Here is a 25,814-nt window from a genome sequence, read left to right on the forward strand (position 1 = left end):
ATCGCCGGACGAATACTTGACTCACATAATTGATCAGACCTTGTCGAGATCGCAAAACCATGGAGAAGCCTGTTCCAGTCATATTCATTGTCGACGACGATATCTCGGTTCGCGAATCTCTGGAATTGCTTATTGCCAGCATGGGCTGGCAACCGGAAACCTTTGCGTCCGCGCAGATGTTTCTCGCCCATCCACGGGTATTCGTGCCGAACTGCCTTGTGCTCGACGTATCGCTGCCTGAAATGAGCGGTCTGGATCTCCAGAAGCTGATTAGTGGAAAGCGCGCCGACATGCCCATTATTTTCATAACCGGCAACGGCGACGTACCCATGACTGTCCAGGCCATGAAAGCGGGCGCGGTCGATTTCCTCACCAAGCCGTTCAGCGACGAGGCTTTATTAAGCGCCATCAATCACGCTATCGAGCGCAGTGCCGCGGCGTTGGCGGACGAGGCGCAATTATGCGAACTCCGGGAAGACTATGAGTCGCTGACTCCGCGCGAGCGCGAAGTCATGGCTTTCGTGGTGGCGGGTCGCCTCAACAAACAGGTTGGTGGCGAATTGGGCATCAGCGAAATCACCGTTAAAGCCCACCGCGGGAATGTCATGCGAAAAATGAAAGCGGCGTCACTGCCTGATTTGGTCATCATGGCTACAAAACTGCAACTGTCGGCAGAGTCGAAACGCTAATACGCGATTAGCCAGTTTGCATCACGCGCGGCATATTACGGACCGCGCGTATTCAATCGATACCAAAGTACCGACCAACACCATCGTCCAATAGAAAGCTTCTCTATCTCGCGCTTTAATTGCAATAGTCGACTCCGTGCTGTCCGTCGCGTCTAGCCTTCCAAAGGGAGCTGTCGATGCTCAACAAGTTGCCTGTTGCGAGATTACTGTTCTGCGTACTGGCGACGAGCGCGGTGCTCGGTCAGGTGTGCGCGATAGTTTCATTATCGGCGCTATCGCAGACGTCCATCATGGTCTGGGCGTTTCTGGCTCTGATAATCCAGTTGATTGTTCTCGGCGTGTTCACTTCTCATGTGGAGAAGCTGATAAGCGAGCCGATTACGCGTTTGACGGATGCCGCCGATCATCTGGGCCCCGACTTACGGCCGCGAGAATTGCCGGAGTATGGCTCCAAAGAGATCTCGCAGGCAATCCTGGCCTTCAGGAACATGCAGGAAAGGCTTGCACGGTGCACCGCCGAGCGCGTCGAGGTTCTTGCCGCGATTTCTCACGATCTGCAAACACCGATCACACGAATGCGACTGCGTGCCGAGTCGCTGGAAAGCCGGCAGGACAGCGCCAGGCTCTTGCAGGATCTCGACACGATGCACGCGTTGGTCAAGGAAGGCGTCACCTACGCGCGCACGCTGCATGGCACGACGGAGCCGCCGTCGCGCATCGATCTTCGCGCGCTGCTCGAAAGCATCATCTCGGACTACGAAGACGCCGGACATATCGTGATACTGGACTCCCGCATCGCAGAGCCGGTCATGACGCTTCCGAATGCGCTTCGCAGAATCTTGATCAACCTCGTCGATAACGCGTTGAAATTCGGCAGCGCGGTGTGCATTTGTGCGTGCCGCCGATCATCGGGGCCGGTGATTTCTGTGCTGGATAACGGGCCGGGTATTCGCCCCGATCAACTGGAAAATGTATTCAAGCCTTTCTATCGCGGCCCGCCGCGCGATCAGAAAAGTGTCGCGGGTTCGGGGCTGGGACTCGCGATCGCTCGCCAGCTTGCGATAGCCATGAATGCGGATTTGCGGCTGGAGAACCGCAATGAAGGCGGACTCGAAGCACGGTTGAGCCTGAGCCATGCGTCAGTTGTACACGGACTCGGTGGCGTATCGCGTGTCGTCGACGAAAACGGAGCCGAAGGACTCTGCCGGGGACGTGCCGCTGTCGCGACGGTTCGCGATTGCGGCCACGCGGCGGGCGCTGTGGGTCTCTCGTTGTCGACCAGAAGATGACGAAGCATCGAACCGAACCCGGCATCACCCTCAAGGCGTCCAGCGATAAACAACGATGCTCGAACCGTTGTAGTTATCTTTCGTGACCACATATTCGCCGGTCGATCTCAGGTAAGCCCTGAGCCCGTACATCGAATCCACGTCGTTACCCACATCCACCGTGCCCGCGCTCGTATTGATCAATGTGGTGTCCAGCTGTCCGGTGGTGAGATTGAACGCGTCGATGTTCGGCACGGTATGCACGTACCCGAGAAAAAGATAGTTGCCGGCCGCCGTGATCGACTTCGGATTGGCGCTCGTGATGTTGATTACCGGGTCGGGCTTGCTGGTATTGCCCGCGCTCCAGCCGTGATACACCTCGATCCGCGTCTGCATGGCCGTCCAGTCCCAACTTCCGGCGATGCCCTGAGCCAGGATCATGGTGTCGCTTTCCGGCAGATAAATGATGCGCGTGAGCGGCCGGATGCTCTGCGGTATCGATATCGTGACCGCCGGTCCCCATGTCGGTTTGCCATTGCTGTCGAAGCCGGTCAGCGGGTAGTGGTAGATATGGTTCGTCCGGTCCAGACCGGCCCACACGTCGCCGCGGCTATCGATGCAAAATCCGCCCGTGACCTTGATGTTCGTATTGAATGCGGTCCCCGGAAGCGATGCGTCCGGTATTGCGATGTAGCCATTCGCCGCGTTGAAATGAAAGAAGTAGAAGGTATCGGGGTTCTGGCCGGACGCCACGAGTATCCGGTTGCCGCCGACCGTCACGAGCTGACCGAAGTGCTCGTCGCGCTGTGTATCGTTCATGTTCAGACGCGGATCGGATGGATAGGTAAACGGGTCGATCGTATTCGCGACGAACGTTCCTCCCGCCGTGCCGGTGTAGATATGGGAGCCGCCATAGAAGTAAGCGCCGTCGGTGGCGGGGTCCGGCGCGGCCACTCCCTCGAAGTTCAGGGACTGAAGCTTCCACTGCAGATTGCCAGCGCTATCGTAGGCATGAAGGTCGGTGGCGCCGTTGCGGCCCAGGTCCCAGCCGCCGCCCCACGGATTGTTGAGCACGTACAGATTGCCGGCCGCATCCCTGCCGATGCCAACGACGCGCGTGAAGCGTTTGTCGCCGACCTGGCCTTTTGTGCCAGTGGTGGTGTCCAGATAGCCGCCCTGAACGCCGAACGTACCGACTTGAGTCGGCGTACCCGCGATGTTGTACAGCTTGATATTCATGTCGGGGCCTTGATCGCCGATCATGAGTTGCCCGGACCACGCATCGAAATAGAGCGAGGACGGTCGCGACCCAACCGGCATCTGGATCGTATTCAGCGTAGCGCCGGCCGGACTGAATTCGACGACGGTGCCCGCGCTCTCCCGCGCCACCCAGAGATTGCCCGTGCCATCCACGGCGAGTGCGCCGGGACTCGACACGCCGATGTCCCGCTGCCAGCCGCCGTCGGTGGTGAAGACCCGCACGCGATTGCTGAACGTGTCGCTCACGTAGAGGAGCGAGCCCGAGGTGGCGAGTCCGGTGATCACATCGCCGCGGCTGACCGCGTTCCATACGCTGACGTTGATGACGAGATCGCGCTGCCCGGTAACGCGGTTGTATCGCGCGACCGAACCCGTGCCGGCCGGGTTGCCGAACTGCAACGCCGCGAAGATCGAGGTAGCATTGCCCGTAATGGCACCGCCCTGGAACTCGCTATTGATCCCAATTGAACCGATGCTCTTGCCGTTCTGGTAGATCGCCACGCCGCCTTCGTTTTCGTCCCACAGCGACGCCGTGTAGATGACGCCTTCGGGCGAGACCCACATCGAGCGCGCGGCATTACCCACGTGAGCGGCGAGGGTTCCGTAAGTGTTGGCGAGCCAGTCGGTGCTGTATTGAGCGTAACATAGCGGCGCGGCCATCGCGATCAATGCGCCAAGGAATAGCGCGTGGAGTCGTTGCTTGACCATCGGTGATGTGTCCTGAAGGGAATGCCTCGGTCACATAAACCGCAGGGCGGAGCACTGAGTATCGGAGAAAAAAATGGAAACGTCAGACAATAAAAAGTCGAAAAAAAATGGCTGACGTAAAGGGAGAATGTGAAAAGGCGGGAGAGGGCAGCGCAGTGCCGCGCTCAGGACTCGATGATGTCGCTCGCGCTCGTGTTGCCGAGTTCTTCAAGCGTGCTGCGATACGCACACGATTGCATTTCAGCAAGCCGGCTCAGCGTTCGCGACAGATCGTGCGCGCCTTCGAGTCCGTTGAGCGCAGCGGCGAGCGGCCGGTCCGATGCAATGAACAATGCGCGTTTGCGGTCGTAGAAGATATCGATCAGCCAGACGAGTCGCTGTAGCGTATGCGCTTGCGCGAGCCACGCGGTGTGCAGATTGTCGAGAATCAGCCCCCGCCATTGCTCGGCGAGGTCCAGATAGTCGAGGTGCGAACGGCTCGCCACGCACAGTTGCTCGAAGTCCGCCCACATGAGCGCGGCGCCTGCCGCGCGTGCGATGAGCGGCCGGCCCGCCGCGCTCAGTTTGACCGGCTCGACGCCTCGGTTGCCTTCGTGGCGCATGAATATCTCGCGCAGCGCATCGTGACTCGTCGTGTCCAGCGGCGCGAAGAAGCGCGGCACCTCGGCTTCTTCGCCGCCGAAGCGATAGTCGCGCGCGCCGTCGAAATGAATCACCGTGAAGCAACGTTTGATCTGGGCGATGGTCGGCAGGAAACGTTCGTGAAACTCCGGGTCGGGCAGCAGTGCGTCCGGTGCGTAGTTCGATGTGAGCACGATGCGCGTGCCCTGATCGATCGCGGTATCGAGAAAGCGGCCCATCAGGAACGCGTCGGCGATATCGTGCACATGGAATTCGTCGAAGCACAGCAGTTCGATGCCGTCGAGCCATTGCCGCGACACCGAGCCGAGCCGGTCGTCGCCGCGTGGCTCGCTGACCAGCCGCCGGTTCATCTCACGCAGAAATTCGTGGAAATGCAGACGCCGTTTGCGGCAGGTCGCCAACTCGAATGCGGTATCGACCACCAGACTCTTGCCGCGTCCAGGCAGTCCATAGCAATACACGCCTTGCGCGGCGAACGCGGCGGACTTCGCATGACGTGTGCGACTGGTGCCCAGCATCGCCACGAGCGCGCCAATCGCGTCGCGCTGACGCGCGTCGGGCGTGATGCCGCGAGCGGCCAGCGCGCGAGTGATGTGGGCTTCGTCAAACATGAGCGGACGTGCCGGTGCGCGACGCGACCGGCGGGGCGGGCAGCGCGGCGAACCGCGCGGCGGCGGATGGGAGAAAAACGGCGGCGAGGTCGTTGAGCATGACGTGACGGCGGGCGATGAGCGCGCCATTTTAACAGCCACGTCTCCCGTCAAACCTGCTGCCGGTTCAACACGCGCTGCAATTCGCGCGGATCGACCGGCTTGGTGAAGTGATGATCGAAGCCGGCGTCGATCGCGGTCTGCTTGTCCTGCTGCTGGCCCCACCCGGTCACGGCGATCAGCAGAATGCCGGCGTCGCGATGATCGAGCCGGATGCGCCGCGCCACCTCATAGCCGTTCAGAAGCGGCAAGCCGATGTCGAGAATCACCGCGTGCGGCGCGAATTCGCCGATCAACTTTAAACCGGCAAGGCCGTCGCCCGCCGTGCGTACTTCGTGGCCTTCGAGTTCGAGCACCATCGCGAGGCTGTCGGCGGCGTCGGCGTTGTCGTCGACGATCACCACACGCAGGCCGGCCGCGTGCGATGTGTCGGGCGCGGGATCGTCGGCGGGCGCGGCGGCGGCAGTGGACAGCGGCAGGCGGATCATGAATTCGCTGCCGGTGCCGGGTCCGCCGCTGAATGCGGCGACTGTGCCGCCGTGTAGTTCCGCGAGACCCCGCACCAGCGCGAGGCCGATGCCGAGACCGCCTTGCGAGCGGTCCAGCGCGGGCGCGAGTTGCGAGAACATTTCGAACACGCTGTCCAGATGTTCGCGCGGAATGCCAATGCCGGAATCGCGCACGACGATCACCGCCTCGTCGCCTTCACGCTCCGCGGCGAGCGAGATGTTGCCGCCGGCCGGCGTGTATTTGGCCGCGTTGTTCAGCAGGTTCAGGATCATTTGCGACAGACGCGTCGGATCGGCGTCGAGATAAAGCACCTCGCGCGGCAGCGTCACGCTCAGATGATGCGACGACGCTTGCACGGTCGGCCGCGCGGCTTCCATCGCCGACTGCATCGCACGCGCGAGTTCGAGGCGCTGCTTGCGCAATTCGAGCTTGCCCTGCGTGATGCGCGACACTTCCAGCAGATCGTCGACCAGATGGGTCATGTGTTGCAATTGCCGGTCGAACACGTCGCGCGACCAACTCAACTGCGGATCGACGAACTCCTTCAGACGCAGGATTTCGAGCACGTTGCGCATCGGCGCGAGCGGATTGCGCAACTCGTGAGCGAGCGTGGCGAGGAATTCGTCCTTGCGCCGGTCGGCTTTCGAGAGTTCGAGATTCAGCCGCTTCATTTGTTGTTCGGCGCGGCGGCGCTCGGTCGTATCGCGGCTCACGCACACTGCACCGTAGATATCGCCACGCGCATTCGCGAGCGGCTTGACGACGGTATCGCAGACACCGCGCGAGCCGTCGCGCCGCACGAAGGTGAGTTCGCCGCGCCACGTGCCGTCGGCGGAAAGCGCGGCGAGCGCTTCGCGGCGGATGCGCAGCGCGTCTTCCGGCGGATGGAAGATCGAGATCGGCTTGCCGAGAATCTCGCGTGTGCGATAACCGAGCATGCGCTCTCCGCCGATGTTGAAGTCGGTGATGTTGCCGCGCAGATCGGTGATCACGATCGCGTCGCTCAGATGCTCGAAGATCGCGGCCTGACGCAGCAGCACGGTCTGCGCCTCCTTGCGCTCGGTGATGTCGAGGCCGAGGCCATAGATCGTCAACGGCTGGCCGTGGCGGTCGTAGGTGGCGCGGCCACGTCCTTCCATCCAGCACCAGTCGCCGCTCGCATGCATGAAGCGGAACTCGGCGACGTAGTCGTCGCCGCTCGCCACCGCACGATCGACCGCTTCGTTCAGCCCCACCAGATCGCCGGGATGGATCAGCGCGAAGAAGCCGCCGGGCGTGTTCGCGAAGCGGCCTTCGGCGTAACCCGCGAGCGCTTCCAGTTCGCGGCTCCACCAGAACGTGCCCGACTTCGGCTCGTGCGACCACGCGCCCATGCGCGCGCCGCGCATTGCGAGACTGAGCACGTCGCGGCTTTCCTGCAACGCTTTCTGCGCCAGTTGATGCGCGGCCACCGACGCCTCGGCGTTGCGCCGCGCGAGCAGCAGTTCCTGTTCGTACTTGTGACGATCCGCGACGATCAGCACCGCCACTTCGAAGTAGCTCGCGTCGCCGTGACGACGACTCACCGCGTTGAGCAGCATCGGCACCATGTGGCCATCGCGATGGATCATGTTCAGCTTGACTTCGGCCACCGAGCCCTGCATCTGCAGCAGCGGCGCCCAATGCGTCTGATAGAACACCTTGCCGCCGGCGCTCAGCAGGTCCTGGATGTGCCTGGTGCCGGCAAGCTCCGCCGCGTCATAGCCGAGCCAGCCGCAGAAAGTCGCGTTCACGCGTTGAATGCGGCCGCTGACGTCGGTGAGGAGCAGGCCGCACGCGGCGTGCTCGTACAACGTGTCGGCCGAAGGCAGCAGGTGGTTCGTGCTGTGCATCGCGCTACAGGCTCAGCGGCCCGAGAAAGGCGTTCATGGCCGCCGAGCTGGCGTCCGGCGAACTCAGATGCGGACAGTGGCCGACGTTGTCGATCACGTGCAGCGTGCTGCGCGGCATGACCCGCTGCATGTATTCGCCGACCGCCCGCGGCGCGATGATGTCGTCGCTGCATTGCAGGATTAGCGTGGGCGTGGTGCTGCGCGGGAGCAGCGCGCGGTGGTCGGACAGAAACGTGACGCGCGCGAATTGCCGCGCGATCTCCGGGTCGGTACGGCAAAAGCTGTTGGTCAGTTCGACGCCGAGCTCCGGCTGTTCCGGCGCACCCATGATGGCCGGCGCCATCGTGCTCGACCAGCCGAGGTAGTTGCTCTCCAGCGTGTGCAGCAGGTCTTCGATATCGTCGCGCGTGAAGCCGCCGATGTAGTCGCCATCGTTCACATAGCAGGGCGACGGGCCCACCATCATGTGCGCGGCGAACAGATCCGGCGCTTCGAGACTCGCGATCAGACCGATCATCGCGCTCACCGAATGGCCGACGAACACAACCGGCTCGTCGGCCGTCTCGCGGATCACTTCGATCAGGTCGTCGGCATAGCCTTCGAGCGAATCGTATTTGTCGATGTCGTAAGCGGACAGGTCCGACGAGCCGCTGCCCACGTGATCGAACAGCACGGTGCGGTAGTCGTCGTGAAACGACGGCACGAGAAAGCGCCACATGGTCTGGTCGCAACCGAAGCCATGCGCGAGCACCATGGTTCGTTTGCCGTGACCGGAAATTTGTACGTTGTTGCGCTGGGTGATGCTCATTGTCGAGTCCTGAGGTCTGCCGGGATGAGGCGGCGAAGGCGCCCGCTCTGGCCGGCCGGGCGTCTGTGATGTTACCGCAGTCTCGCTGTCGAACCCAGTCGGAGGCGCGGAGGGCCGGCGAGCGGCATGCGCGTTGCACGCGTCACGGCACGCTTGCGTTCTTCATGAGGCGGCGCGTCACGTATGCAGCATTGCGGATTGGCGAGCGCGGACTCAACCGGTTTCGATTTTCGGTTGCGGTGCCTGCAGCGGCTCGCGTCCAAATCGTTCGTATTGCGAAATCACCTGAGCGCCGAACAGCAGCAGCGTGGCCAGCCATTCGAGGCTGAGCAGCAGCACGATCGCCATGGTCAGCGAGCCGTACACCACGCTGACTTGCGACAGTGTCGCGAAGTACCAGACCAGTACGTGCCGCGTGATCTCCCACAACACGGCCGCGACCACGCCGCCCAGCAATGCATGTTTGAACGACGGCCGCCCGACCGGCATGACCAGATATATCGAGGTCAGCACGAAAATTTCGCCGGCGAGTCCCAGCAGATACAGCGCGACGCGCGACGGCCCTTGCAACGACACGTGCAGGCCGAAGAACTGGATCCCCTCGGCGCCCAGGGTTTCCAGCGCGCTCGACACGAACGTGACGATCAGCAGTCCGACGCCGAGAAAAAGAATGTAGCAGTACGGCAGCAATGCCGAGATCAGGAAGTGCCGCCGCCGGATCACCACGCGGTGAACGAAGATCAGCGACATCGCGTTTTCGAGCACGGTGAAGGCCAGCGAGCTGAAGAAGATCATCGTCAGCAATAGCACCCAGCCGATCACCGCGCGATGGTCGAGAAAATTGGCCAGCTCCTGCACCAGCGCATTCGACTGCCCGGGCACCAGCCAGCGCAGCAGATGGGCGAGCGATGCGAGCAGCAGATGTTGCGGCACCACCCGCGACAGCGCGATGACGATCAGAATCAGCAGCGGCACGATCGACAGCAATGCGTAATACGCGACCGCGCCCGCGAGCAGCAAACCCTGGTTCGCGCGGAACGCCTTGAGTGTCTGCAGAATGAAACGGCCGGGATGTTTCGCGATATACAGCGCGTGCGGATCGAGGATGATTTGCATGGGGCCTCGCGGTGCGGGTCGGGGGCCTGCCGGTTGGCAGCCGTGTCGACGCGCCTGCTTGCTTTATATACCGTAAGCAAGAACGCAGCCACATCCTGCGCGGTTTCGGCAGCGGCGCCACGCTGCGACCCGGCGACTCCGAGCCAGGAATGCAGTTTGCTTCACGTGCAGGCCGATGTAAGCAGACCTCGCGCACAGTCAAGCATGTGTCAGCATGAAGCGACATGTCGCGATCCACATGTCGGCGCGTCCTCTCATCATCAAAGTTCAACAACCACCGCTCGCCGCACTTCAGGACCTTGGCCGATGAACCTGCCGGAACCTCAATCGAACATCACGTCGTCCGTGCCGGACCTTGTGGTTGCGCGTCCCGAGGGGCTCTATTGCGAGGCGGGCGACTTCTATATCGATCCGTGGCGGCCGGTCGAGCGCGCGGTGATCACGCACGCCCACTCCGATCACGCGCGCTTCGGGCATCGGCACTATCTTGCGTCGCAAGCGGGAGCGAACGTATTGCTGTCGCGCCTGCCGGGCATTTCGTTGCAGACGCTAGCGTATGGCGAGCGTCTGGCGATCGGCGACACGACGGTGTCGCTGCATCCGGCCGGGCACGTACTGGGCTCTGCGCAGGTGCGGATCGAACACGCGGGACGCGTGTGGGTCGCATCGGGCGACTACAAGCTCGACGCCGATCCGACCTGCGATGCGTTCGAGCCGGTGCGTTGCGATACCTTCATCACCGAGTCGACCTTCGGCCTGCCGATCTATCGCTGGGATTCGCCGCAAGTCGTATTCGACGGCGTCGATTCATGGTGGCGTCACAATGCCGCCGAAGGACGCGCGTCGGTACTGTTCTGCTATTCGTTCGGCAAGGCGCAGCGTGTGCTGGCGAGCGTCGATGCGGCGATCGGGCCGATCTTCTGCCACGGCGCGGTGGAGCCGCTCAATCGCGCGTATCGCGAGGCTGGCGTGCGCTTGCCGCCGGTGGGTCTCGTGGGAGAAATAGCCGCTAAAGACAAGGCGGTGTTCCGCCAGGCGCTGATCGTGGCGCCGCCGTCCGCGCAGGGTAGCGCGTGGCTCAAACGCTTCGGCGACTATAGCGACGCGTTCGCGTCGGGGTGGATGCGTTTGCGCGGCGCGCGTCGTCGACGCGGCGTCGATCGTGGCTTCGTGCTGTCGGATCATGCGGATTGGCCGAGCCTGCAAACCGCGATTCACGCGACGGGCGCGCAACGCGTGATCGTCACGCATGGCTCGGTCGAGCCGATGGTGCGATGGTTGCGCGAGCAGGGCCTCGAAGCCGGCGCGTTCGACACGCAATACGGCGACGATACCATCGAAGCCGATGCAGCGGGCGCCGACGAAACGACGGAGGCGAGCAGCGCATGAAACGCTTCGCCGCCCTCTACACCGCGCTCGATGCCACCACGTCCACGCACGACAAGCTCGAAGCGCTCACCAGTTATTTCGCCGTGGCCGAACCGGAGGATGCCGCGTGGGCGTCGTATTTCCTCGCCGGCGGCAAGCCGCGTCAATCGGTGCCCACGCGGCTGCTGAGCGAGATTGCCCGCGAGCGCGCCGGCTTGCCGCTCTGGTTATTCGAAGAGTCGTATCACGCGGTCGGCGATCTCGCCGAGACCATCGCGCATATCTTGCCGCCCCCTCAGCGGATGTCCGAGTTGGGCCTCACGCAATGGATCGAGCAGCGTGTGCTGACTTTGCGCGGCGTCGCGCCGGAAGAGTTGCGCACGCGCCTGCTCAGCTACTGGGACGAACTCGATTGGGGCGGACGCTTTCTGCTGACCAAACTGATCGGTGGCGGATTTCGCGTTGGCGTTGCGCGGCAACTGGTGGTCAGAGCGCTGGCGGAAGTGGCGGGTGTCGATCATAAGCGGATTGCGCAACGCATGGTCGGTTGGACCGATTCGCAACAGAAGCCGGACGCGGCGCGCTATCTGCGTCTGATCGCGCCGGAGGCAGGTGACGACACACAGTCCGGCGAGCATCCGTATGAGCAACGCGACAGCGATCTCGGCTTGCCGTATCCGTTCTTTCTCGCGCATCCGTTGCAGGCCGATCCGACGACGCTCGGCGATCCGTCACATTGGCTGATCGAATGGAAATGGGACGGCATTCGCGCGCAACTCGTCAAACGTGGCGGCCGCGTGTGGTTGTGGTCGCGCGGTGAAGATCTGATCACCGATCGCTTTCCCGAGGTTGCCGCATTGGGCGAGGCCTTGCCTGACGGTTGCGTGATTGACGGCGAAATTCTCGCGTGGGAGCCGGGCGCCATCGCGCCCTTGCCGTTCGCGCGACTGCAACCGCGCATTGCCCGTAAAACGCTGACAAAAAAAGTGCTCGCCGATTCGCCCGCCACGCTGTTGGCATACGATCTGCTCGAAGCGAACGGCGAGGATCTGCGCACGACGCCGCTTGCCGAGCGTCGCGCGCGGCTCGATGCGCTGGCCCATGCGGTCGACGGCACGCTGGCGCGCGATCTGTTGCGCGTGTCGCCGCTCGTCAGCGCAGCGGATTGGCAGACGCTCGCGACATTGCGCGAAGAGAGCCGCGCGCGCGGTGTGGAAGGTCTGATGGTGAAAGAGCGCGAATCGATGTACGGAGTGGGGCGCACGAAGGCCTCGGGCACGTGGTGGAAATGGAAGATCGATCCTTATGCCGTCGACGCGGTGCTGCTTTACGCGCAACGCGGTCATGGCCGTCGCGCGAGTCTTTATACCGACTTCACCTTCGCCGTGTGGGACGAAGCGAATGGCGTGCGAACTCTCGTGCCCTTTGCCAAGGCCTATTCCGGTCTCACCGATGAAGAGATGCGTCATGTGGATGCAATCGTCCGCAAAACCACGATCGAAAAGTTCGGCCCGGTGCGCAGCGTGACGCCGACGCTGGTGTTTGAAATCGGCTTCGAAGGGATCCAGGCGAGTCCGCGTCACAAGTCGGGCGTCGCGGTACGTTTTCCACGCATGCTGCGCTGGCGCACCGATAAACACATCGACGATGCCGATACGCTGGCGATGCTGAAAGGCTTCATCGATGATCGTGCGGGATAACCCGCTGAGCGCAAACCCCTAAAACGTTGCCTCTTTTTCGGCGCGTTTCCTCGCTTATTCTGTGTATATGCCGAGGCTGTCAACGTGCGCCACAAACGCACTTCGAATTTTCGTAGGGCAGCAACCTGGCATCAGTCGATTGGATCAACCGGAATCAGACGCTTCGTGTGATGCACGCGCCAGGGGCGAAGTGCACGAGGCAAGTGCGTTTTATCGACGGAGCGCACGGTGGATCATTGGATGTATGCGTAGACCGGCTAGATCGAATCGTCGAATGAGACGATTGCGTGGTCGCGCGGGATTGCGCGTAAGCCTTGTGGCGCGGCGCCTCGACGGCGACGAGCGCCCACATTCGAAGCGCTTGCCTGGCCAATGCGGGCCTTTATGCGCGTAGTAGGAGCGGATCTTGCGCGCGTGTTCCGAGGTGCGCAATCCGCAGCACGGGGAAAAGCTAAGGAGAAGATGGTGACGTTCGACGACGGTATGGACGAGAACGACGACGTCGTGGTGTGGCGGCCTATCCAGTATGCGATGGCCTCGCATCGTCGGGTGCTGGTGGTGGACGATTATCGGGAAGCAGCCGATGCACTGCAGATATTGCTCGACGCCGACGGCTTCGAGTGCCGTGCGTTGGAGGATCCGTTTGCCGTGTGCGACATGGCCCGCGACTGGCAGCCGTTCGCTGTCGTGCTGGACATCAAGATGCCGGGACTGGACGGCCTCGAATTGGCGCGTCGTCTGCGAGCGCATTCGGCGACCGCGCATATGCTGCTGATTGCCTGTACGGCGTTTGCTTCACGCGAGGACCGCGTGCGCGCCAAGGCTGCCGGTTTCGACGCGCACTGCGCGAAGCCGTTGACGCCCGAGCGTCTGTTGCGCGTGCTCGAATCGGCGGCGGCGTTGCATGTGGACGGACCGCCGTAAGCATCGTGGTGCATGTTGAACGGCGGTTTTAATGCGCTGCATTAATGCGCTTCATGCCTGGTTGTCATTTCCGTTCCATCCGAAAATTCCGCTGTTTCTCTGCCTGGTTCCGCACTCCGTGCTTACGTACTTGCGTGGCAAGCATGCGGCCGGTCACACGTTTGAAACAAACCTGCGACCGGACGATTTATGAAGTCGCGAAGCGATAGTCACCGCTGGATACAGCGCAACCCGGCGGATCCACCACGTATCGCTTACTCGGGTGCGTACTTGAACTCCGGCAACGCTTCTAGCGACTTTTTGGTGGCTTCCGGCAGGACGACGCGACGGTTGTTGATCTGCAAGTCGTTGAACGGTACGGCGACCAGGTGTTTGCCCATGCCGAGAAAGCCGCCCACCGACAGAATCGCGTACGTGCCCCGGTCGCCGCCCGGCGAGACGATCAGATCGTCCAGCGTGCCGATCGTGTCCTTGTTCTTGTTGTAAACGTCGGCGCCGCTCAGCTTCGACGCGCGGTAACCACTCGCGAGCTGAACCACGTCCGTGCGTCTTTCCGTTATCGCCTGAGGCGCGCCCTGAGCATACGCATTGCCGTACGACGCGAACGCCGTCAGCAGCAATGCGGTGGCGACAAGCGGCTTGATGTGCATTTTGCGCATGATGTTCTCCCTGTTGTGTTCGGCAAAATTCGGCACGCTGACGCGGGACTCATTGCAACCGGGCAAGCCCACACCGGTCAGCTTTCAACCTGCAGGCTGCAATTGTTGTGCCGCGCTTAGGTCGCGGAGTTGACTGAGTCGCGCCGCGCGCCAGGCCATCGCCGGCGCCGCCGCAAACGCACGCCGGCTACCCTCGGGTCCAGAATTTGCTAAATCAGCGAGCTTGCTGTGCGACGCCGACATGCGCAAATTGCGGTGGAACCCGCACCGCCGACACGGATTTCTTGCATCGACTATTCACTGATTACACTCAAACACGCGCGCAAGCGCCTCTTGCTTCCACAGGAATTACTATGTCTCAGACCACGTACTCGACACGCATTTCGGAAGGCACGCCTTTTCCGCTCGGCGCGACATGGAATGGAAGCGGCGTCAACTTCGCGCTGTTCTCGGCGCACGCGACCAAGGTCGAATTGTGTCTGTTCGACGAAACCGGCGAGAACGAGATCGAACGTATCGAGCTGCCGGAGTACACCGACGAGGTGTGGCACGTGTTCGTGCCGAATCTGAAGCCGGGCGCCGTGTACGGCTACCGCGTTCACGGTCCGTACGAACCGGAAAAAGGCCATCGCTTCAATCCGAACAAATTGCTGCTCGACCCGTACGCGAAAGCGCACATCGGCGAACTGAAATGGGCGCCGGAAATATTCGGCTATACGCTCGATTCGGAAGAGGGCGACCTGTCGTTCGACGAGCGCGACAGCGCGCCTTTCGTGCCGAAGTGCAAGGTGGTCGACGCGAATTTCTCGTGGAGCCATCCCGAACGCAATGCGCTGCCGTGGGAGCGCGTGATTTTTTATGAAGCCCATGTACGCGGATTCACGAAGCTTCATCCGGGCGTGCCAGAGAATCTGCGCGGCACATTCGCGGGACTCGGGCAGCAGGTCGTGCTCGACTACATCCGCAGTCTCGGCGTGACGTCGGTCGAACTGATGCCGGTGCAGACGTTCGTCAACGACAGCTATCTGCTCGACAAAGGTCTCACCAACTACTGGGGCTACAACACGATCGGCTTCTTCGCGGCCGATCCGCGCTTCTTCGCGTCGTCGATCGACTCGGTGGGCGAGTTCAAGGAAATGGTGGACCGCTTTCATCAGGCCGATCTCGAAGTCATTCTCGACGTGGTCTACAACCACACCGCCGAAGGCAACGAACGCGGCCCGACGATCTCGTTCAAGGGCATCGACAACGCGTCGTACTATCGCCTGATGCCCGACCAGCCGCGCTATTACATCAACGACACCGGCACCGGCAACACGCTGAACCTGTCCCATCCGCGCGTGCTGCAAATGGTGACCGACAGCCTGCGCTACTGGGTCACGGAAATGAAGGTCGACGGCTTCCGCTTCGACCTCGCGACGATTCTCGGCCGCGAAACTCACGGCTTCGACGAGGGCGGCGGCTTCCTCGACAGTTGCCGGCAGGACCCGGTTCTCTCCAGCGTGCGGCTCATCGCCGAGCCGTGGGATTGCGGTCCCGGCGGCTACCAGGTGGGCGGCTTTCCGCCGGGCTGGGCCGAATGGAACGACCGCTATCGCGACACCGTGCGCGAATACTGGAAGGGCGACGAGGGCAAGGTCGCCGATCTCGCCACGCGCCTGACCGGTTCGGGCGACCGGTTCAATCATCGCGGCCGCCGCCCGTGGGCCAGCGTGAACTTCATTGCCGCGCACGACGGCTTCACGCTGAACGATCTCGTGTCGTATAACGACAAGCACAACGAGGCCAACGGCGAAGACAACAAGGACGGCCACTCCGACAACAAGTCCTGGAACATGGGCGTCGAAGGCCCGACCGACGACCCCGAAATCCGTCAGCAGCGCGAGCGCCAGAAACGCAATCTGCTGGCCACGCTGTTGTTGTCGCAAGGCACACCGATGCTGCTCGCCGGCGACGAGTTCGGCCGCACGCAGAAGGGCAACAACAACGCGTATTGCCAGGACAACGAGATCAGCTGGGTCAATTGGGAGGCGATCGACGACGACGGCCGCGCGCTCATCGAGTTCGTGAAAAATCTGACGACGTTGCGCCACCGTTTGCCGGTCCTGCGGCGCGGACGCTTTCTCACCGGCGAATACAACGAAGCGCTGGATGTGACCGAGACACGCTGGCTCTCGCCCGACGGCACGGATATCTCGCCCGAACAATGGGACGACGCGTCGATGCGCTGCTTCGGCCTCGTAATCGACGGACGCGCGCAGGCGAGCGGCATCCGCCGTCTCGCCTCCGATGCAACCTTGCTGCTGGTGCTGAACGCGCATCACGACGTCGTCAACTTCACGCTGCCGGATCTGCCCGAAGGCGAGTACTGGACCTGCCTGCTCGACACGAACATGCCGGTGCGAGCGGAGCTGCCGCAGTTCAGCGCCAACGACGCGTACCAGGTCACGGGGCGCTCGCTGCTGCTGTTCGCGCTCGAAGCGCCGAGCCGCGCGACGCAGCGCGTGTTCGACCGGCTGGAGGAGCAGTTGACGACGGATGAGAGCGAACCGTCTGCCAAATCCTGACGAGTGGCGATGAAGCATCGAGCCCGGCCGCAAGCCGGCATCGAGCTTGAGCGGCAGCGCTAGCAGGCAGTTCACCAGGTATAGGGCTTGCTCGCTGGGCTATGACTGCGCGCGCGTTGCAACGCGGCGCGCGCGTGTCACAGCCGATGTCGATCTTCGCAAGCTCTAACCAGGGGTGATCAAATGGAACAGGAATCAACCGCTCAGGCATCCACCGCTCAGGACGAGCAGATTCGCACGCGCGCCTACTACCTGTGGGAGCAGGCCACGGACCCCAAGGGCACGCCGGACGAGTATTGGGAGCAGGCGCGTGCGGAGATAGAGAAGGAAGCGCCGCCGGTCGAAAGCGGGCCGATTCCGGGAGGCCCTGCGCAATAAGCAGGTAACTGCCCCGCGCTTTCGACGCGTAAAACACGCCTCGAACACGCGTAAAAACGCGGTGCGCGACGACAGTCGGATGAAAGCCGCACCGGTGCCGTGCGTTGCGTTTGTACCCACGTCATCGAACCGTCGGTGTCGAAGCAATCAGCAGCACGCCCTCGACGCAGCGTCGACGAAGTACCGCCGCGGATGCAACGCCGATGCTCTCGCGACATGAAGGCCGCGATGCCATCGGCGTGTGCAGTCCGGACGATTCCGAGCGACTGTCGCGTCTGATCGGATGGAACCCATGCAACCCCACAGAGCCGCGAAATGAAGGACATACCCGACCCGCGTGGCACGAGGCCCGCCACGCGCATTCAGGCGCCGCCGGCCGCATTCGGCATCGACGGGCTGATTGCGCTCGGTGTCGGTGTCACGGTCGTGGCGTGTCTGTACTTTGCGAGCGCCGTGCTGATTCCGATCACGCTCGCCATCCTGCTCAGTTTTCTCGTCGCGCCGCTGGTCGATGCGCTGGCCCGATTGAAACTCGGTCACGTCGCGTCCGTGTTCGCGGCCGTGCTCATTTCGGTGTCCGTCATCGCGATGCTGGGCGCGCTGATCGCCACGCAACTCACCGATCTTGCCGCCGGCATGCCGCGCTATCAGGTGACTATCGAACACAAGATGGAGGCCGTGCACAGCGTGACGATCGGCAAGCTGAACCGCATCGCGGGCGCGGCGGGCCAGGCGTTGCAGCGCGCCACCGTCGAGCCGTCACAGCCCGCCGACTCCGCCGCGTCTCACGGCAAGTCGGCTGCCGCCGGCGCGCATACGCAGGCCGCGGTGCCCGTCGAAGTGCGGGAACCGGTGCCCACGCCATTCGAACTCGCACGGCGCGTGCTGTCGCCGGCGATCAGTCCGCTCGAAACCGCGTTCATCGTTTTCGTCGTGATGGTCGTGATCCTGCTGCAACGCGACGATCTGCGCGACCGCGCGATTCGCCTGTTCGGCTCGCGCGACCTGCACCGCACGACTACGGTGATGGACGAAGCCGCGCGGCGTCTGAGCCGTTACTTCGTCTCGCAGCTCGGGCTGAACGCGGGCGTCGGTGTGGTGATCGGCGCGGGGCTGTTTCTGATCGGCGTGCCGAGTCCGATTCTGTGGGGCATCCTCGCCGCGTTGCTGCGGCTCGTGCCGTACGTCGGCATCTGGATTTCGGCCACGCTCGCGACCGCGCTCGCCGCCGCCGTGAGTCCCGGCTGGGAGATGGCGATCTGGTCGCTCGCGTTGTTCGTCACCGTGGAGTTGCTGGTGGGGCAGGTGGTCGAGCCGCTGCTGTACGGACGCAGCACGGGACTGTCGCCGTTTTCGGTGGTGGTGGCCGCGATCTTCTGGAGCTGGATCTGGGGGCCGATAGGATTGATTCTGTCGACGCCGCTGACGCTGTGCCTGCTGGTACTCGGCCGTCATGTGAGGCGTCTGGAGTTTCTCGACGTATTGCTAGGCGATCAGCCCGCGCTGACGCCGATCGAAAACTTCTACCAGCGCGCGTTGGCTGGCGACCCCGACGAAGCGATCGAGCAGGCCGAAGCGTTGCTGCGCGAACGCTCATTGTCGGCGTACTACGACGAGGTGGCGATCAAGGGTTTGCAACTCGCGGCGAACGACGTGATGCGCGGCAGCGTGACCGCGCCGCAACTCGCGCGCATCGAGGCGACCACCAACGACCTGGTCGACGGGCTCGACGGCTACGAGGACCGCGCACCGGTTCCGCTTGCGGTGGAGGACGACTGGGGCGCCGTAGGGCCGATGGCGCCGGAGGATCAGACGCCGCCGCCCAGGCCAGCGAGCGCACGCGTACTCGTGCCGGTAGGCCCGATAGGCCCGCCGACCCGAACTGCCGCCGACGTGATCGCTGACCCCGCTTCGGCATTTAACCCTGCAAATAGCCGCGTATTGTGCATTCCCGGACGCGGCCCGCTCGATCCGCTGGCGACGACGATCCTGTTGCAGTTGCTCGGCAAGCACGGCTTCGAGGCGCGCTCGTTGCCGCACGAAGCGGCGTCGCGCGCGGCGATCGATACCCTCGACGCGGACGACGTCGGGATCGTCTGCATTTTCTATTTGCAGATCGACGGCATCCCGTCGCATTTGCGCTATCTGGTCAGGCGGCTTCGCGCGCGCCTGCCGAAGGTGTCGATCGTGGTCGGCTTATGGGCGCAGGAGGACACGGACAAGTGGAGCGCCGACCTGCAAAGCGCGATGGGCGCGGAGTGTTATGCGAGCTCTTTGCAGGAAGTGCTGGCGGCTTGCCGGCGCATCGATGCGGCGCACGTGGCGCAGGAGGAGACGGCGATGACGGTGGCCGGCTGAAGCGCTGACGCACTGTCACGAAACGAACGGCTGAGCGCATCGGCCCGCGCAAAGAAAACCCGCCGGCAAGCCGGCGGGCAATTCACACGTATTGTGTTAAACCCAACGTCAAACAGTCAAACCGTCAGGCCGATGGCTCAGTGACCGGCCGACTTCCCACCCTGCGATTTCTCTTTCGCGGCCGCGTCCTTGTCCGGCACGATCTTGGTGGTGCCGCCGGTGGAAGGCGGATCGCTGGCGGGAAAGCTGTCCTCGACTTCCTTGTCGATCTGCTTTTCGCTCTTGTCGGCGTTCGGGTGTTTTTCCTTATGTGTCGTCATAGCGGCTTCTCCTTGAGGTAATCAAATCAAATTTAATTCAGCGCGCGCGAATGGCCGTTATCAAGCGCTATCGCGCAGCGCACGTTTCGTCGGCGAGCATCGCGAGCGCTTGCGCGTGCGATAGGCCCTGCGCCATCGCGTCGATCAAACGCGCGGTGTCCGCTTCCCGCTCGCAGGCGAGCACGGCGGCGACCATGCCGTCCTTCAGATACAACGCGACGAATTGCTGACGCTCCAGTTCGCCATCGACGACGATCTCGTCCCACTCGTTCGCATGGCCGAGATATTCGAAGCGCTTGCCATAGTGATAGGTCCAGAAAAACGGCACGCCGTTATAGCGGTTGCGCGCGCCGCACATGTTTTGCGCGGCGATTCGCGCATGCTGTTGCGCGACGCGCCAATGCTCGACGCGCAACGGCTCCTGATTCTCGTGTAATGGAAAGACCGCGATGTCACCCGCCGCGTAGAGCCCCGGCGCGGCCTGCATGCCCGCGTTGACGATCACGCCGCCGTCCTTCTGCAACGGCAAGCCTTCGACGAAACCGGTCGCCGGCGAAACGCCCGTGCCCAACAACACCACGTCGGCGGCGACATGCTCGCCGCTTTCGAGCATCACCTGATGCACGTTGCCTTCTTCGCCTTCGAGCGACGCGACCTTCGCTTCAAGATGGAACACCACGCCATTGCTTTCGTGCAACGCGCGAAACATCGCGCCCGCGCGTTCGCCGAACTGCTTCGCGAATGGCACCTTGTCGGGCGAGATCACGGTCACCTGCGTGCCGTGCTTGCGCAACGCGGAGGCCGTCTCCAGCCCGATGAAGCTGCTGCCGAGAATCGCCACCTGGGTTTCCGATGCATCGTCGCCGAGCGCGTCGATCAGCGCGGCGGCATCGTCGAGCGAGCGCAACACATGCACGCCGCCGAGTTCGCAACCGGGAATATCGGGCAGCTTCGGCACACCGCCAGTCGCGAGCAACGCGGTGTCGTAGGTCAGCGGGTCACCGCTTTCGAAATGAATCGTTCGCGCCGGCACATCGAGCCGCGCGACCTTCGCGACGATCCGCTCGATGCCGTTCTGCTCCAGCCATTCCGGCGCGAGAAGCGGCGGCACGTCGGCGGGCGTCATCTCGAACGACGGCACGAACTTGCTCAGCGCAGTGCGATCGTAGGGCGCATGCGCTTCCTCGCCGATCAACGTGACGCGACCCGCGAAACCGCATTCGCGCAGCGTCGCACAGGCGGCGGCACCGGCGGCGCCCGCGCCGATCACCACGTAATGCGGTTCGCGAGACTTCGCGCCGGTCACAGGTTGCGCGAGTTTTTGCGGCGTCACCATCACGGCGTCGCCGTCTACCGTGACCGGATAGCGGTCGAGCGCGAACAGCGCGGGTGGCTCCAGCAGATCGCCGGTGGCCGCGTCGAAGCTCGCCTTGTGCCACGGACAGATGATCCGGCCGTTGCAAAGCGCGCCTTCTTCGAGCGGGCCGCCCGCGTGCGGACAGTCGGCGGCATACGCGTGGACCGTCTCGCCGTCGCGCACCAGCAGGATTTTTTCGCCGTCCACCTCGACGCGCTCGGCGCGATCCGCTCGCAATTGCGATAGCTGGGCGACGCGGCGGGCAGTCGTAGGCATGGTCGGTCTCGCGTGGAAAAAGTGAATTCGGCTTGCGTTGGTGTGCATTCAGGCAACGGTCACGGTGTCGACTTGCGAAGCGCGCAGGCTGCGCGCCCGCGCCGCAACATCCACGCTAACGCGTTGCGTATCAGTGCGTCAGCAATCCATGTGCCCGTCGTGTCGCTCGTGCAGCAACGGTGATTGCGGACCAACTCGCTTTGGAGGAACGGCGGAAGTGCGGTAAATTCCGGACACAGGGAAATAGCGCTCGAACACATGCGCGACACATCGCGTGCAATCCGCGTGTAAGACGCGCATTAGCATTGCGTTTTTCAACCGTTTTCAATTTCATGGAGATCGTGCCGTGCAGCGTGCGGAACGTGTTGCAGTCGATTTCCCGATGCCGTCGCGCAACTTCGCGGCGACCCGGCGCATGCTGCTGATCGTGCTGGCCGTATCGATCGCGTTTCCGTTGGCCTGCCTCGTGGGCTATGGCTATTTCGATTATCAGCGCCGTATCGCCGATTCGAACAACATGATCGACCGGCTCGCGCGCGTGACCGAAGAGCAGGCCGTCAAGGTGTTGGACCTCAACCAGCAGATGGCCTCGCGCATCGTCGAAATGCTCGGCAACGCGGACGATGCGCAAATCCGTTCGCGTGAAACCGAATTGCACGACCGCCTGCGCGAAATCGGCGGCGACTTTCCGCAGGTCTCGTCGATCTATCTGCTCGGCGCGAAGGGCGACCTGCTGGTGTCGAGCTTCGCGTATCCCGCGCCGGCGATGTCGATCGGGCAGCGTGAAGACTTCCTGTCCGCGAAGGCGATGCGACCGCAGCCGTATTTCTCGCTGCCGATGTTCGGGCCGCTGTCGAAGACCAACGTGTTCACCACGGCAACCGGCCGTTCGGGCGCGGATGGACAGTTCCTCGGCGTGGTCACGGTGGCGCTGCGCAACCAGTACTTTTCGCGCTTCTACCGCGAACTCACCGAGGGCGACCCGGCGCTCGTACTCGGCCTGTATCGTCAGGACGGCAGCGTGCTGGTGCGTTATCCGCCGTGGCCGGCGGGCGCGAAGCCGACTTCGCAGAGCGCCTTCACCGCCGCGTTGCGCGACAAGCAACTGTTCGGGCACGTCCGTCTGAACTCGACGGTGGACGGCGTCGAGCGACTGCTCGCGTTTCGCCGGGTCGGCGATTATCCGCTGTACGTGGTGAGCGCTTATGCGACCTCGGCGATCTTCGACGCATGGCGCCGTCATTTCCTGCTGATCGCCGCGCTGACGGCGGTGCCTTGCATCGCGATCTGGCTGCTGGTGTTCTACTCGCTGCGGCAACTCGCCGGCGAGCGTCGCGCGTGGGAACGCTGGCAAGGCGAAGTCGCGATGCGGCTCTCCGCCGAAGCATCGAGCCGGCAACTGCAACGCATGGGCGCGCTCGGCAATCTGGTCGCGAACGTCGCACACGACTTCAACAATCTGCTGATGGTGGTCGCCGCGAATATGGAGCTCGCGCGCCTCAAGCGCTATAACAACCTCGAAAAGGAAGTGCTCGCGGTGGAGCGCGCGACCGCGTCCGCTGAATCGCTGACGCGGCGTCTGTTGAGCGTCGCGCGCAAGCAGCCGCTCAAACAGGAGCAGGTGGACCTCGCGCGCTGGCTGCCGGCGGCGGCGCCGCTGATCGATGCGGCGCTCGGCGACAACGTCGAATTCGTGTTGAACATGGTCGATAACGTGTGGCCGGTGCTCGCCGATCCGACCGACCTCGAATTCGCCATCATGAACCTGGCCGTCAACGCGCGCGATGCGATGCCGCGCGGCGGCCGCTTCGTGATTCGCTGCCAGAACAATCGCCTTGTCGGCAGCGACACGTTGCTGCCCGATGGCGAATACGTGCTGATCTCGTGTACCGACGACGGCGAGGGCATGCCCGACGCGGTCGCGCGGCGCGCGTTCGAGCCGCTCTTTACGACCAAGCTGCGCGGCTCGGGCACTGGCCTCGGTCTCGCGCAGGTGCTGTCGATGTGCGAGCAGGCGGGCGGCACCGCGAAAATCGACAGCGTGCCGGGCAGCGGCACCACGGTGCGGCTGTATCTGCCACGACACCGTGAGCGCAAGGCGACCGCGGCTGTCGAAGCGCAGCAGCAACCGGCACCGACGCCGGCCGGCGTCGTGCTGCTGGTGGAGGACAACGAGGACGTGGCGGCGGGCGTGACGGCGGTGCTGGAGACCTTCGGCTGCGAGGTGCGTCACGAACCGACCGCCGACCAGGCGCTCGACGTGCTGAGCGCAGGCGCGCGCTTCGAACTCGTGCTGTCCGACATCCAGATGCCCGGCAAGCTCAACGGCATCGACCTCGCGGAGAAGGTGCGCAGCGCGTGGCCGTCGCAGAAGATCGCGCTGATGACCGGCTACGCGGACGAACTCGAACGCGCGCGACGGCTCGGCGTGGCGATTCTCGCGAAGCCGTTCAATATCGACGAACTGCACGCGCTGGTGGCTTGCGAACCGTAAGCGCGGCGTGTTCGAAACGTTTCATGACTCGCGGCATAGCCCTTGCTGAAAAGAATCCGAGGCATGCGTATCCGGCTGGACCAGCCGGCGCGCGGCCCGCCTACTTTTCGGACAGGAGAACAGCCATGAAGATCAAACACGCACTGCTCGTTTCGACGATGCTCGCCGCTTCCTCGCTCGCGATGGCCCAGGCCGGCGGCGGCGGTGGCGGCCCGGCGGGCAACGACCCGAGCGGCGGCACCACGCCCGGCTCGACGCGCGAAGGTGGCGACACCCAGGCGCCGACCGCGAAGGCCCATTCGAAGACGCATTCGATGAAGCACTCGAAGGCCACCAAGCCGGCGACCGATACCACCAATATGCCCGGCGCGAACGCCAGTAGCGACACGAAGGGGCAGTAATAGCGTCAACGCGGCGAGCGCTTGCCGCACCTGATGTGAGATGCGATGTGACAGGCGGATGGCACTGACCGTTGCGCGTAGTGCGCGGCGTCCTTTGCCAAAGTCGCTTTTACATTCGCGCCGAAGATTTTTGCGGAGCCGTTTCTGCGCGGCTTCCATCTCTACTTCTGTCGTTGCCATTCGTGGCGCTCAACGTTATTCACGCGCTGTTGTTCACGTGAAGCGAAGGCGTCGCCGCAACTCATCCACCGTGCTGCGCGCCGTTTCGACGGGTATAGCGCTTGCTGAAACCGACCACATGCATGGTCGTCGAGCGCCACCTCGAAGCCTCCGATGGGACCGTGCGTTCATCCATCAGGAGCTTTCCCATGACACTCGGTGACACCATCAAAGGCATGGTCGGCCTGGACCCCACGGGTCATGCCGATCCCGACATGAAGGCCGTGCTCGACGCACTCAAAAGCCTGAACCCGAAGCCGATCGAAGATTGTTCGGTGGACGAAGCAAGACGACAGCCGACACCCGCCGACGCCGTGCGCAAACTGATGGCCGATCCCGCGTTCAGCGCGCGGCCGTCGCCGGAACTGGAAGCGGTGCGCACCGCGGACATCGAGATTCCCGGCGCGATCGGCAGCAATCCGGCGCGCGTCTACACGCCGCAAGGCGAGGGGCCGTTTCCGCTGATCCTGTATTTTCACGGTGGCGGCTGGGTGCTCGCCGATCTCGATACCTACGACGCAACGCCGCGTTCGATCGCCGCGCAAAGCAAGGCGATCGTCGTGTCCGCGCATTACCGGCAGGCGCCCGAGCATCGCTTGCCCGCCGCGCACGACGACGCGTTCGCCGCGTGGCGCTGGCTGGTCGACAACGCGGCGAGCCTCGGCGGTGACCCGGACAAGCTCGCGGTGATGGGCGAGAGCGCGGGCGGCAATCTGGCGATCAACGTGTCGATCCGCGCACGCGATACGGGCACGCGGATGCCGATTCATCAGGCGCTGATCTATCCGGTCGCGAGCAACAACATCGTGTCGATCTCCTACGAGGAGAACCGCAACGCGCGGCCGCTGAACAAGCCGATGATGCTGTGGTTCGTGCATAACGTGATCAACAGCGAGAGCGAGCTGACGAGCCCGCTGATCGACGTGGTGAGTGCCGATCTGGCACGGCTGCCGCCGGCCGCGATCGTGACGGCGGGCATCGATCCGCTACGCTCGGACGGCGAGAAGCTCGCGCAGAAGCTGCGCGAAGCGGGCGTCGCGGTCGAGCACCGCAACTATCGCGGTGCGACGCATGAGTTCTTCGGGATGGCGGCGGTGGTACAGGCGGCGCGGGACGCGCAGGCGTTTGTGGCGCTGGCGCAGCGGCAGGCGTTTGGCGGGGCGCCGCTGTAGGCTGCGGGCGGTGGTGTTGACATTGGCATTCGACACGAG

General features: G+C 63.3%; 19 protein-coding genes. 11 read left to right on the forward strand and 8 right to left on the reverse strand.

What is annotated here, in order from left to right; genetic code table 11:
- Positions 1-59: 59 nt before the first annotated feature.
- Together BGI01S_RS11755 and BGI01S_RS11760 are read left to right on the forward strand one after the other, a co-directional pair.
- The gene (locus BGI01S_RS11755; RefSeq protein WP_042325447.1) at positions 60-689 is read left to right on the forward strand and encodes a response regulator transcription factor; all 630 of its coding nucleotides are present in this window, start codon (positions 60-62) and stop codon (positions 687-689) included.
- Positions 690-865: 176 nt separating this feature from the next.
- Positions 866-1,978 (forward strand): HAMP domain-containing sensor histidine kinase, encoded by a 1,113-nt coding sequence (locus tag BGI01S_RS11760; protein ID WP_052400456.1) that lies wholly within the window; start codon positions 866-868, stop codon positions 1,976-1,978.
- 30 nt (positions 1,979-2,008) lie between these two features.
- Here BGI01S_RS11760 and BGI01S_RS11765 read toward each other — a convergent pair whose 3' ends face one another.
- From BGI01S_RS11765 to BGI01S_RS11785, 5 genes are all read right to left on the reverse strand, one after another.
- Positions 2,009-3,925: an SMP-30/gluconolactonase/LRE family protein gene (locus tag BGI01S_RS11765; protein WP_042325449.1), complete on the reverse strand. Its 1,917-nt coding sequence runs from the start codon at positions 3,923-3,925 to the stop codon at positions 2,009-2,011.
- A gap of 164 nt (positions 3,926-4,089) precedes the next feature.
- Positions 4,090-5,178 (reverse strand): cell division protein ZapE, encoded by a 1,089-nt coding sequence (zapE, locus tag BGI01S_RS11770; protein ID WP_042325451.1) that lies wholly within the window; start codon positions 5,176-5,178, stop codon positions 4,090-4,092.
- A 149-nt stretch (positions 5,179-5,327) separates the two neighbouring features.
- Positions 5,328-7,658: a hybrid sensor histidine kinase/response regulator gene (locus tag BGI01S_RS11775; protein WP_042325453.1), complete on the reverse strand. Its 2,331-nt coding sequence runs from the start codon at positions 7,656-7,658 to the stop codon at positions 5,328-5,330.
- A gap of 4 nt (positions 7,659-7,662) precedes the next feature.
- The gene (locus tag BGI01S_RS11780; protein ID WP_042325455.1) at positions 7,663-8,466 is read right to left on the reverse strand and encodes an alpha/beta fold hydrolase; all 804 of its coding nucleotides are present in this window, start codon (positions 8,464-8,466) and stop codon (positions 7,663-7,665) included.
- A 213-nt stretch (positions 8,467-8,679) separates the two neighbouring features.
- A complete protein-coding gene (locus BGI01S_RS11785; protein ID WP_042325457.1) occupies positions 8,680-9,582 on the reverse strand; it encodes a YihY/virulence factor BrkB family protein in 903 nt (300 codons plus the stop codon).
- Between the two features lie 306 nt (positions 9,583-9,888).
- On the opposite strand from BGI01S_RS11785, the gene BGI01S_RS11790 reads away from it, so the two are divergent.
- The 3 genes from BGI01S_RS11790 to BGI01S_RS11800 all read left to right on the forward strand — a co-directional run bounded on the left by BGI01S_RS11790 (position 9,889) and on the right by BGI01S_RS11800 (position 13,574).
- Positions 9,889-10,971: a ligase-associated DNA damage response exonuclease gene (locus BGI01S_RS11790; RefSeq protein WP_042325460.1), complete on the forward strand. Its 1,083-nt coding sequence runs from the start codon at positions 9,889-9,891 to the stop codon at positions 10,969-10,971.
- Positions 10,968-12,650, forward strand: coding sequence for an ATP-dependent DNA ligase (locus BGI01S_RS11795; protein ID WP_042325462.1), 1,683 nt, complete (start codon positions 10,968-10,970; stop codon positions 12,648-12,650). The genes BGI01S_RS11790 and BGI01S_RS11795 overlap by 4 nt, the downstream gene beginning before the upstream one ends.
- 462 nt (positions 12,651-13,112) lie before the next feature.
- Entirely contained in the window at positions 13,113-13,574 is a 462-nt protein-coding gene (locus BGI01S_RS11800) for a response regulator (RefSeq protein WP_042325464.1), read from the forward strand.
- A gap of 254 nt (positions 13,575-13,828) precedes the next feature.
- Here the strand turns inward: BGI01S_RS11800 and BGI01S_RS11805 are convergent, their stop codons facing one another.
- Positions 13,829-14,233 carry a PRC-barrel domain-containing protein gene (locus BGI01S_RS11805; RefSeq protein WP_174447400.1) on the reverse strand — a complete coding sequence of 135 codons (405 nt, stop codon included), beginning with the start codon at positions 14,231-14,233 and terminating at the stop codon, positions 13,829-13,831.
- A gap of 353 nt (positions 14,234-14,586) precedes the next feature.
- Here BGI01S_RS11805 and glgX point away from each other — a divergent pair, with 353 nt between their 5' ends.
- The 3 genes from glgX (at position 14,587) to BGI01S_RS11820 (ending at position 19,536) form a co-directional block, all read left to right on the forward strand.
- Positions 14,587-16,800: a glycogen debranching protein GlgX gene (gene glgX / locus BGI01S_RS11810; RefSeq protein WP_042325466.1), complete on the forward strand. Its 2,214-nt coding sequence runs from the start codon at positions 14,587-14,589 to the stop codon at positions 16,798-16,800.
- Between the two features lie 183 nt (positions 16,801-16,983).
- Positions 16,984-17,178, forward strand: a complete 195-nt coding sequence (locus tag BGI01S_RS11815; protein ID WP_042325468.1) for a DUF2934 domain-containing protein — start codon at positions 16,984-16,986, stop codon at positions 17,176-17,178.
- A gap of 315 nt (positions 17,179-17,493) precedes the next feature.
- A complete protein-coding gene (locus BGI01S_RS11820) occupies positions 17,494-19,536 on the forward strand; it encodes an AI-2E family transporter (protein WP_042325470.1) in 2,043 nt (680 codons plus the stop codon).
- Between the two features lie 137 nt (positions 19,537-19,673).
- Here BGI01S_RS11820 and BGI01S_RS11825 read toward each other — a convergent pair whose 3' ends face one another.
- Positions 19,674-19,856: a hypothetical protein gene (locus BGI01S_RS11825; protein ID WP_042325472.1), complete on the reverse strand. Its 183-nt coding sequence runs from the start codon at positions 19,854-19,856 to the stop codon at positions 19,674-19,676.
- A gap of 67 nt (positions 19,857-19,923) precedes the next feature.
- The gene (locus BGI01S_RS11830; protein WP_042325473.1) at positions 19,924-21,489 is read right to left on the reverse strand and encodes an apoptosis inducing factor family protein; all 1,566 of its coding nucleotides are present in this window, start codon (positions 21,487-21,489) and stop codon (positions 19,924-19,926) included.
- Positions 21,490-21,835: 346 nt separating this feature from the next.
- Here BGI01S_RS11830 and BGI01S_RS11835 point away from each other — a divergent pair, with 346 nt between their 5' ends.
- The 3 genes from BGI01S_RS11835 to BGI01S_RS11845 all read left to right on the forward strand — a co-directional run bounded on the left by BGI01S_RS11835 (position 21,836) and on the right by BGI01S_RS11845 (position 25,775).
- Positions 21,836-23,983: a hybrid sensor histidine kinase/response regulator gene (locus tag BGI01S_RS11835; RefSeq protein ID WP_042325476.1), complete on the forward strand. Its 2,148-nt coding sequence runs from the start codon at positions 21,836-21,838 to the stop codon at positions 23,981-23,983.
- Positions 23,984-24,108: 125 nt separating this feature from the next.
- Positions 24,109-24,384 (forward strand): hypothetical protein, encoded by a 276-nt coding sequence (locus BGI01S_RS11840; RefSeq protein ID WP_042325478.1) that lies wholly within the window; start codon positions 24,109-24,111, stop codon positions 24,382-24,384.
- 368 nt (positions 24,385-24,752) lie between these two features.
- A complete protein-coding gene (locus tag BGI01S_RS11845) occupies positions 24,753-25,775 on the forward strand; it encodes an alpha/beta hydrolase (RefSeq protein ID WP_042325480.1) in 1,023 nt (340 codons plus the stop codon).
- Positions 25,776-25,814 lie beyond the last annotated feature (39 nt).

The sequence above is a fragment of the Paraburkholderia ginsengisoli NBRC 100965 genome, assembly GCF_000739735.1.
Taxonomy (GTDB): Bacteria; Pseudomonadota; Gammaproteobacteria; order Burkholderiales; family Burkholderiaceae; genus Paraburkholderia; species Paraburkholderia ginsengisoli.

Coding starts and splice junctions, on each gene's coding strand:
- BGI01S_RS11755 (WP_042325447.1), top strand. CDS start 60: ATGGAGAAGCCTGTTCCAGTCATATTCATTGTCGACGACGATATCTCG.
- BGI01S_RS11760 (WP_052400456.1), top strand. CDS start 866: ATGCTCAACAAGTTGCCTGTTGCGAGATTACTGTTCTGCGTACTGGCG.
- BGI01S_RS11765 (WP_042325449.1), bottom strand. CDS start 3,925: ATGGTCAAGCAACGACTCCACGCGCTATTCCTTGGCGCATTGATCGCG.
- zapE (WP_042325451.1), bottom strand. CDS start 5,178: ATGTTTGACGAAGCCCACATCACTCGCGCGCTGGCCGCTCGCGGCATC.
- BGI01S_RS11775 (WP_042325453.1), bottom strand. CDS start 7,658: ATGCACAGCACGAACCACCTGCTGCCTTCGGCCGACACGTTGTACGAG.
- BGI01S_RS11780 (WP_042325455.1), bottom strand. CDS start 8,466: ATGAGCATCACCCAGCGCAACAACGTACAAATTTCCGGTCACGGCAAA.
- BGI01S_RS11785 (WP_042325457.1), bottom strand. CDS start 9,582: ATGCAAATCATCCTCGATCCGCACGCGCTGTATATCGCGAAACATCCC.
- BGI01S_RS11790 (WP_042325460.1), top strand. CDS start 9,889: ATGAACCTGCCGGAACCTCAATCGAACATCACGTCGTCCGTGCCGGAC.
- BGI01S_RS11795 (WP_042325462.1), top strand. CDS start 10,968: ATGAAACGCTTCGCCGCCCTCTACACCGCGCTCGATGCCACCACGTCC.
- BGI01S_RS11800 (WP_042325464.1), top strand. CDS start 13,113: ATGGTGACGTTCGACGACGGTATGGACGAGAACGACGACGTCGTGGTG.
- BGI01S_RS11805 (WP_174447400.1), bottom strand. CDS start 14,233: ATGCGCAAAATGCACATCAAGCCGCTTGTCGCCACCGCATTGCTGCTG.
- glgX (WP_042325466.1), top strand. CDS start 14,587: ATGTCTCAGACCACGTACTCGACACGCATTTCGGAAGGCACGCCTTTT.
- BGI01S_RS11815 (WP_042325468.1), top strand. CDS start 16,984: ATGGAACAGGAATCAACCGCTCAGGCATCCACCGCTCAGGACGAGCAG.
- BGI01S_RS11820 (WP_042325470.1), top strand. CDS start 17,494: ATGAAGGACATACCCGACCCGCGTGGCACGAGGCCCGCCACGCGCATT.
- BGI01S_RS11825 (WP_042325472.1), bottom strand. CDS start 19,856: ATGACGACACATAAGGAAAAACACCCGAACGCCGACAAGAGCGAAAAG.
- BGI01S_RS11830 (WP_042325473.1), bottom strand. CDS start 21,489: ATGCCTACGACTGCCCGCCGCGTCGCCCAGCTATCGCAATTGCGAGCG.
- BGI01S_RS11840 (WP_042325478.1), top strand. CDS start 24,109: ATGAAGATCAAACACGCACTGCTCGTTTCGACGATGCTCGCCGCTTCC.
- BGI01S_RS11845 (WP_042325480.1), top strand. CDS start 24,753: ATGACACTCGGTGACACCATCAAAGGCATGGTCGGCCTGGACCCCACG.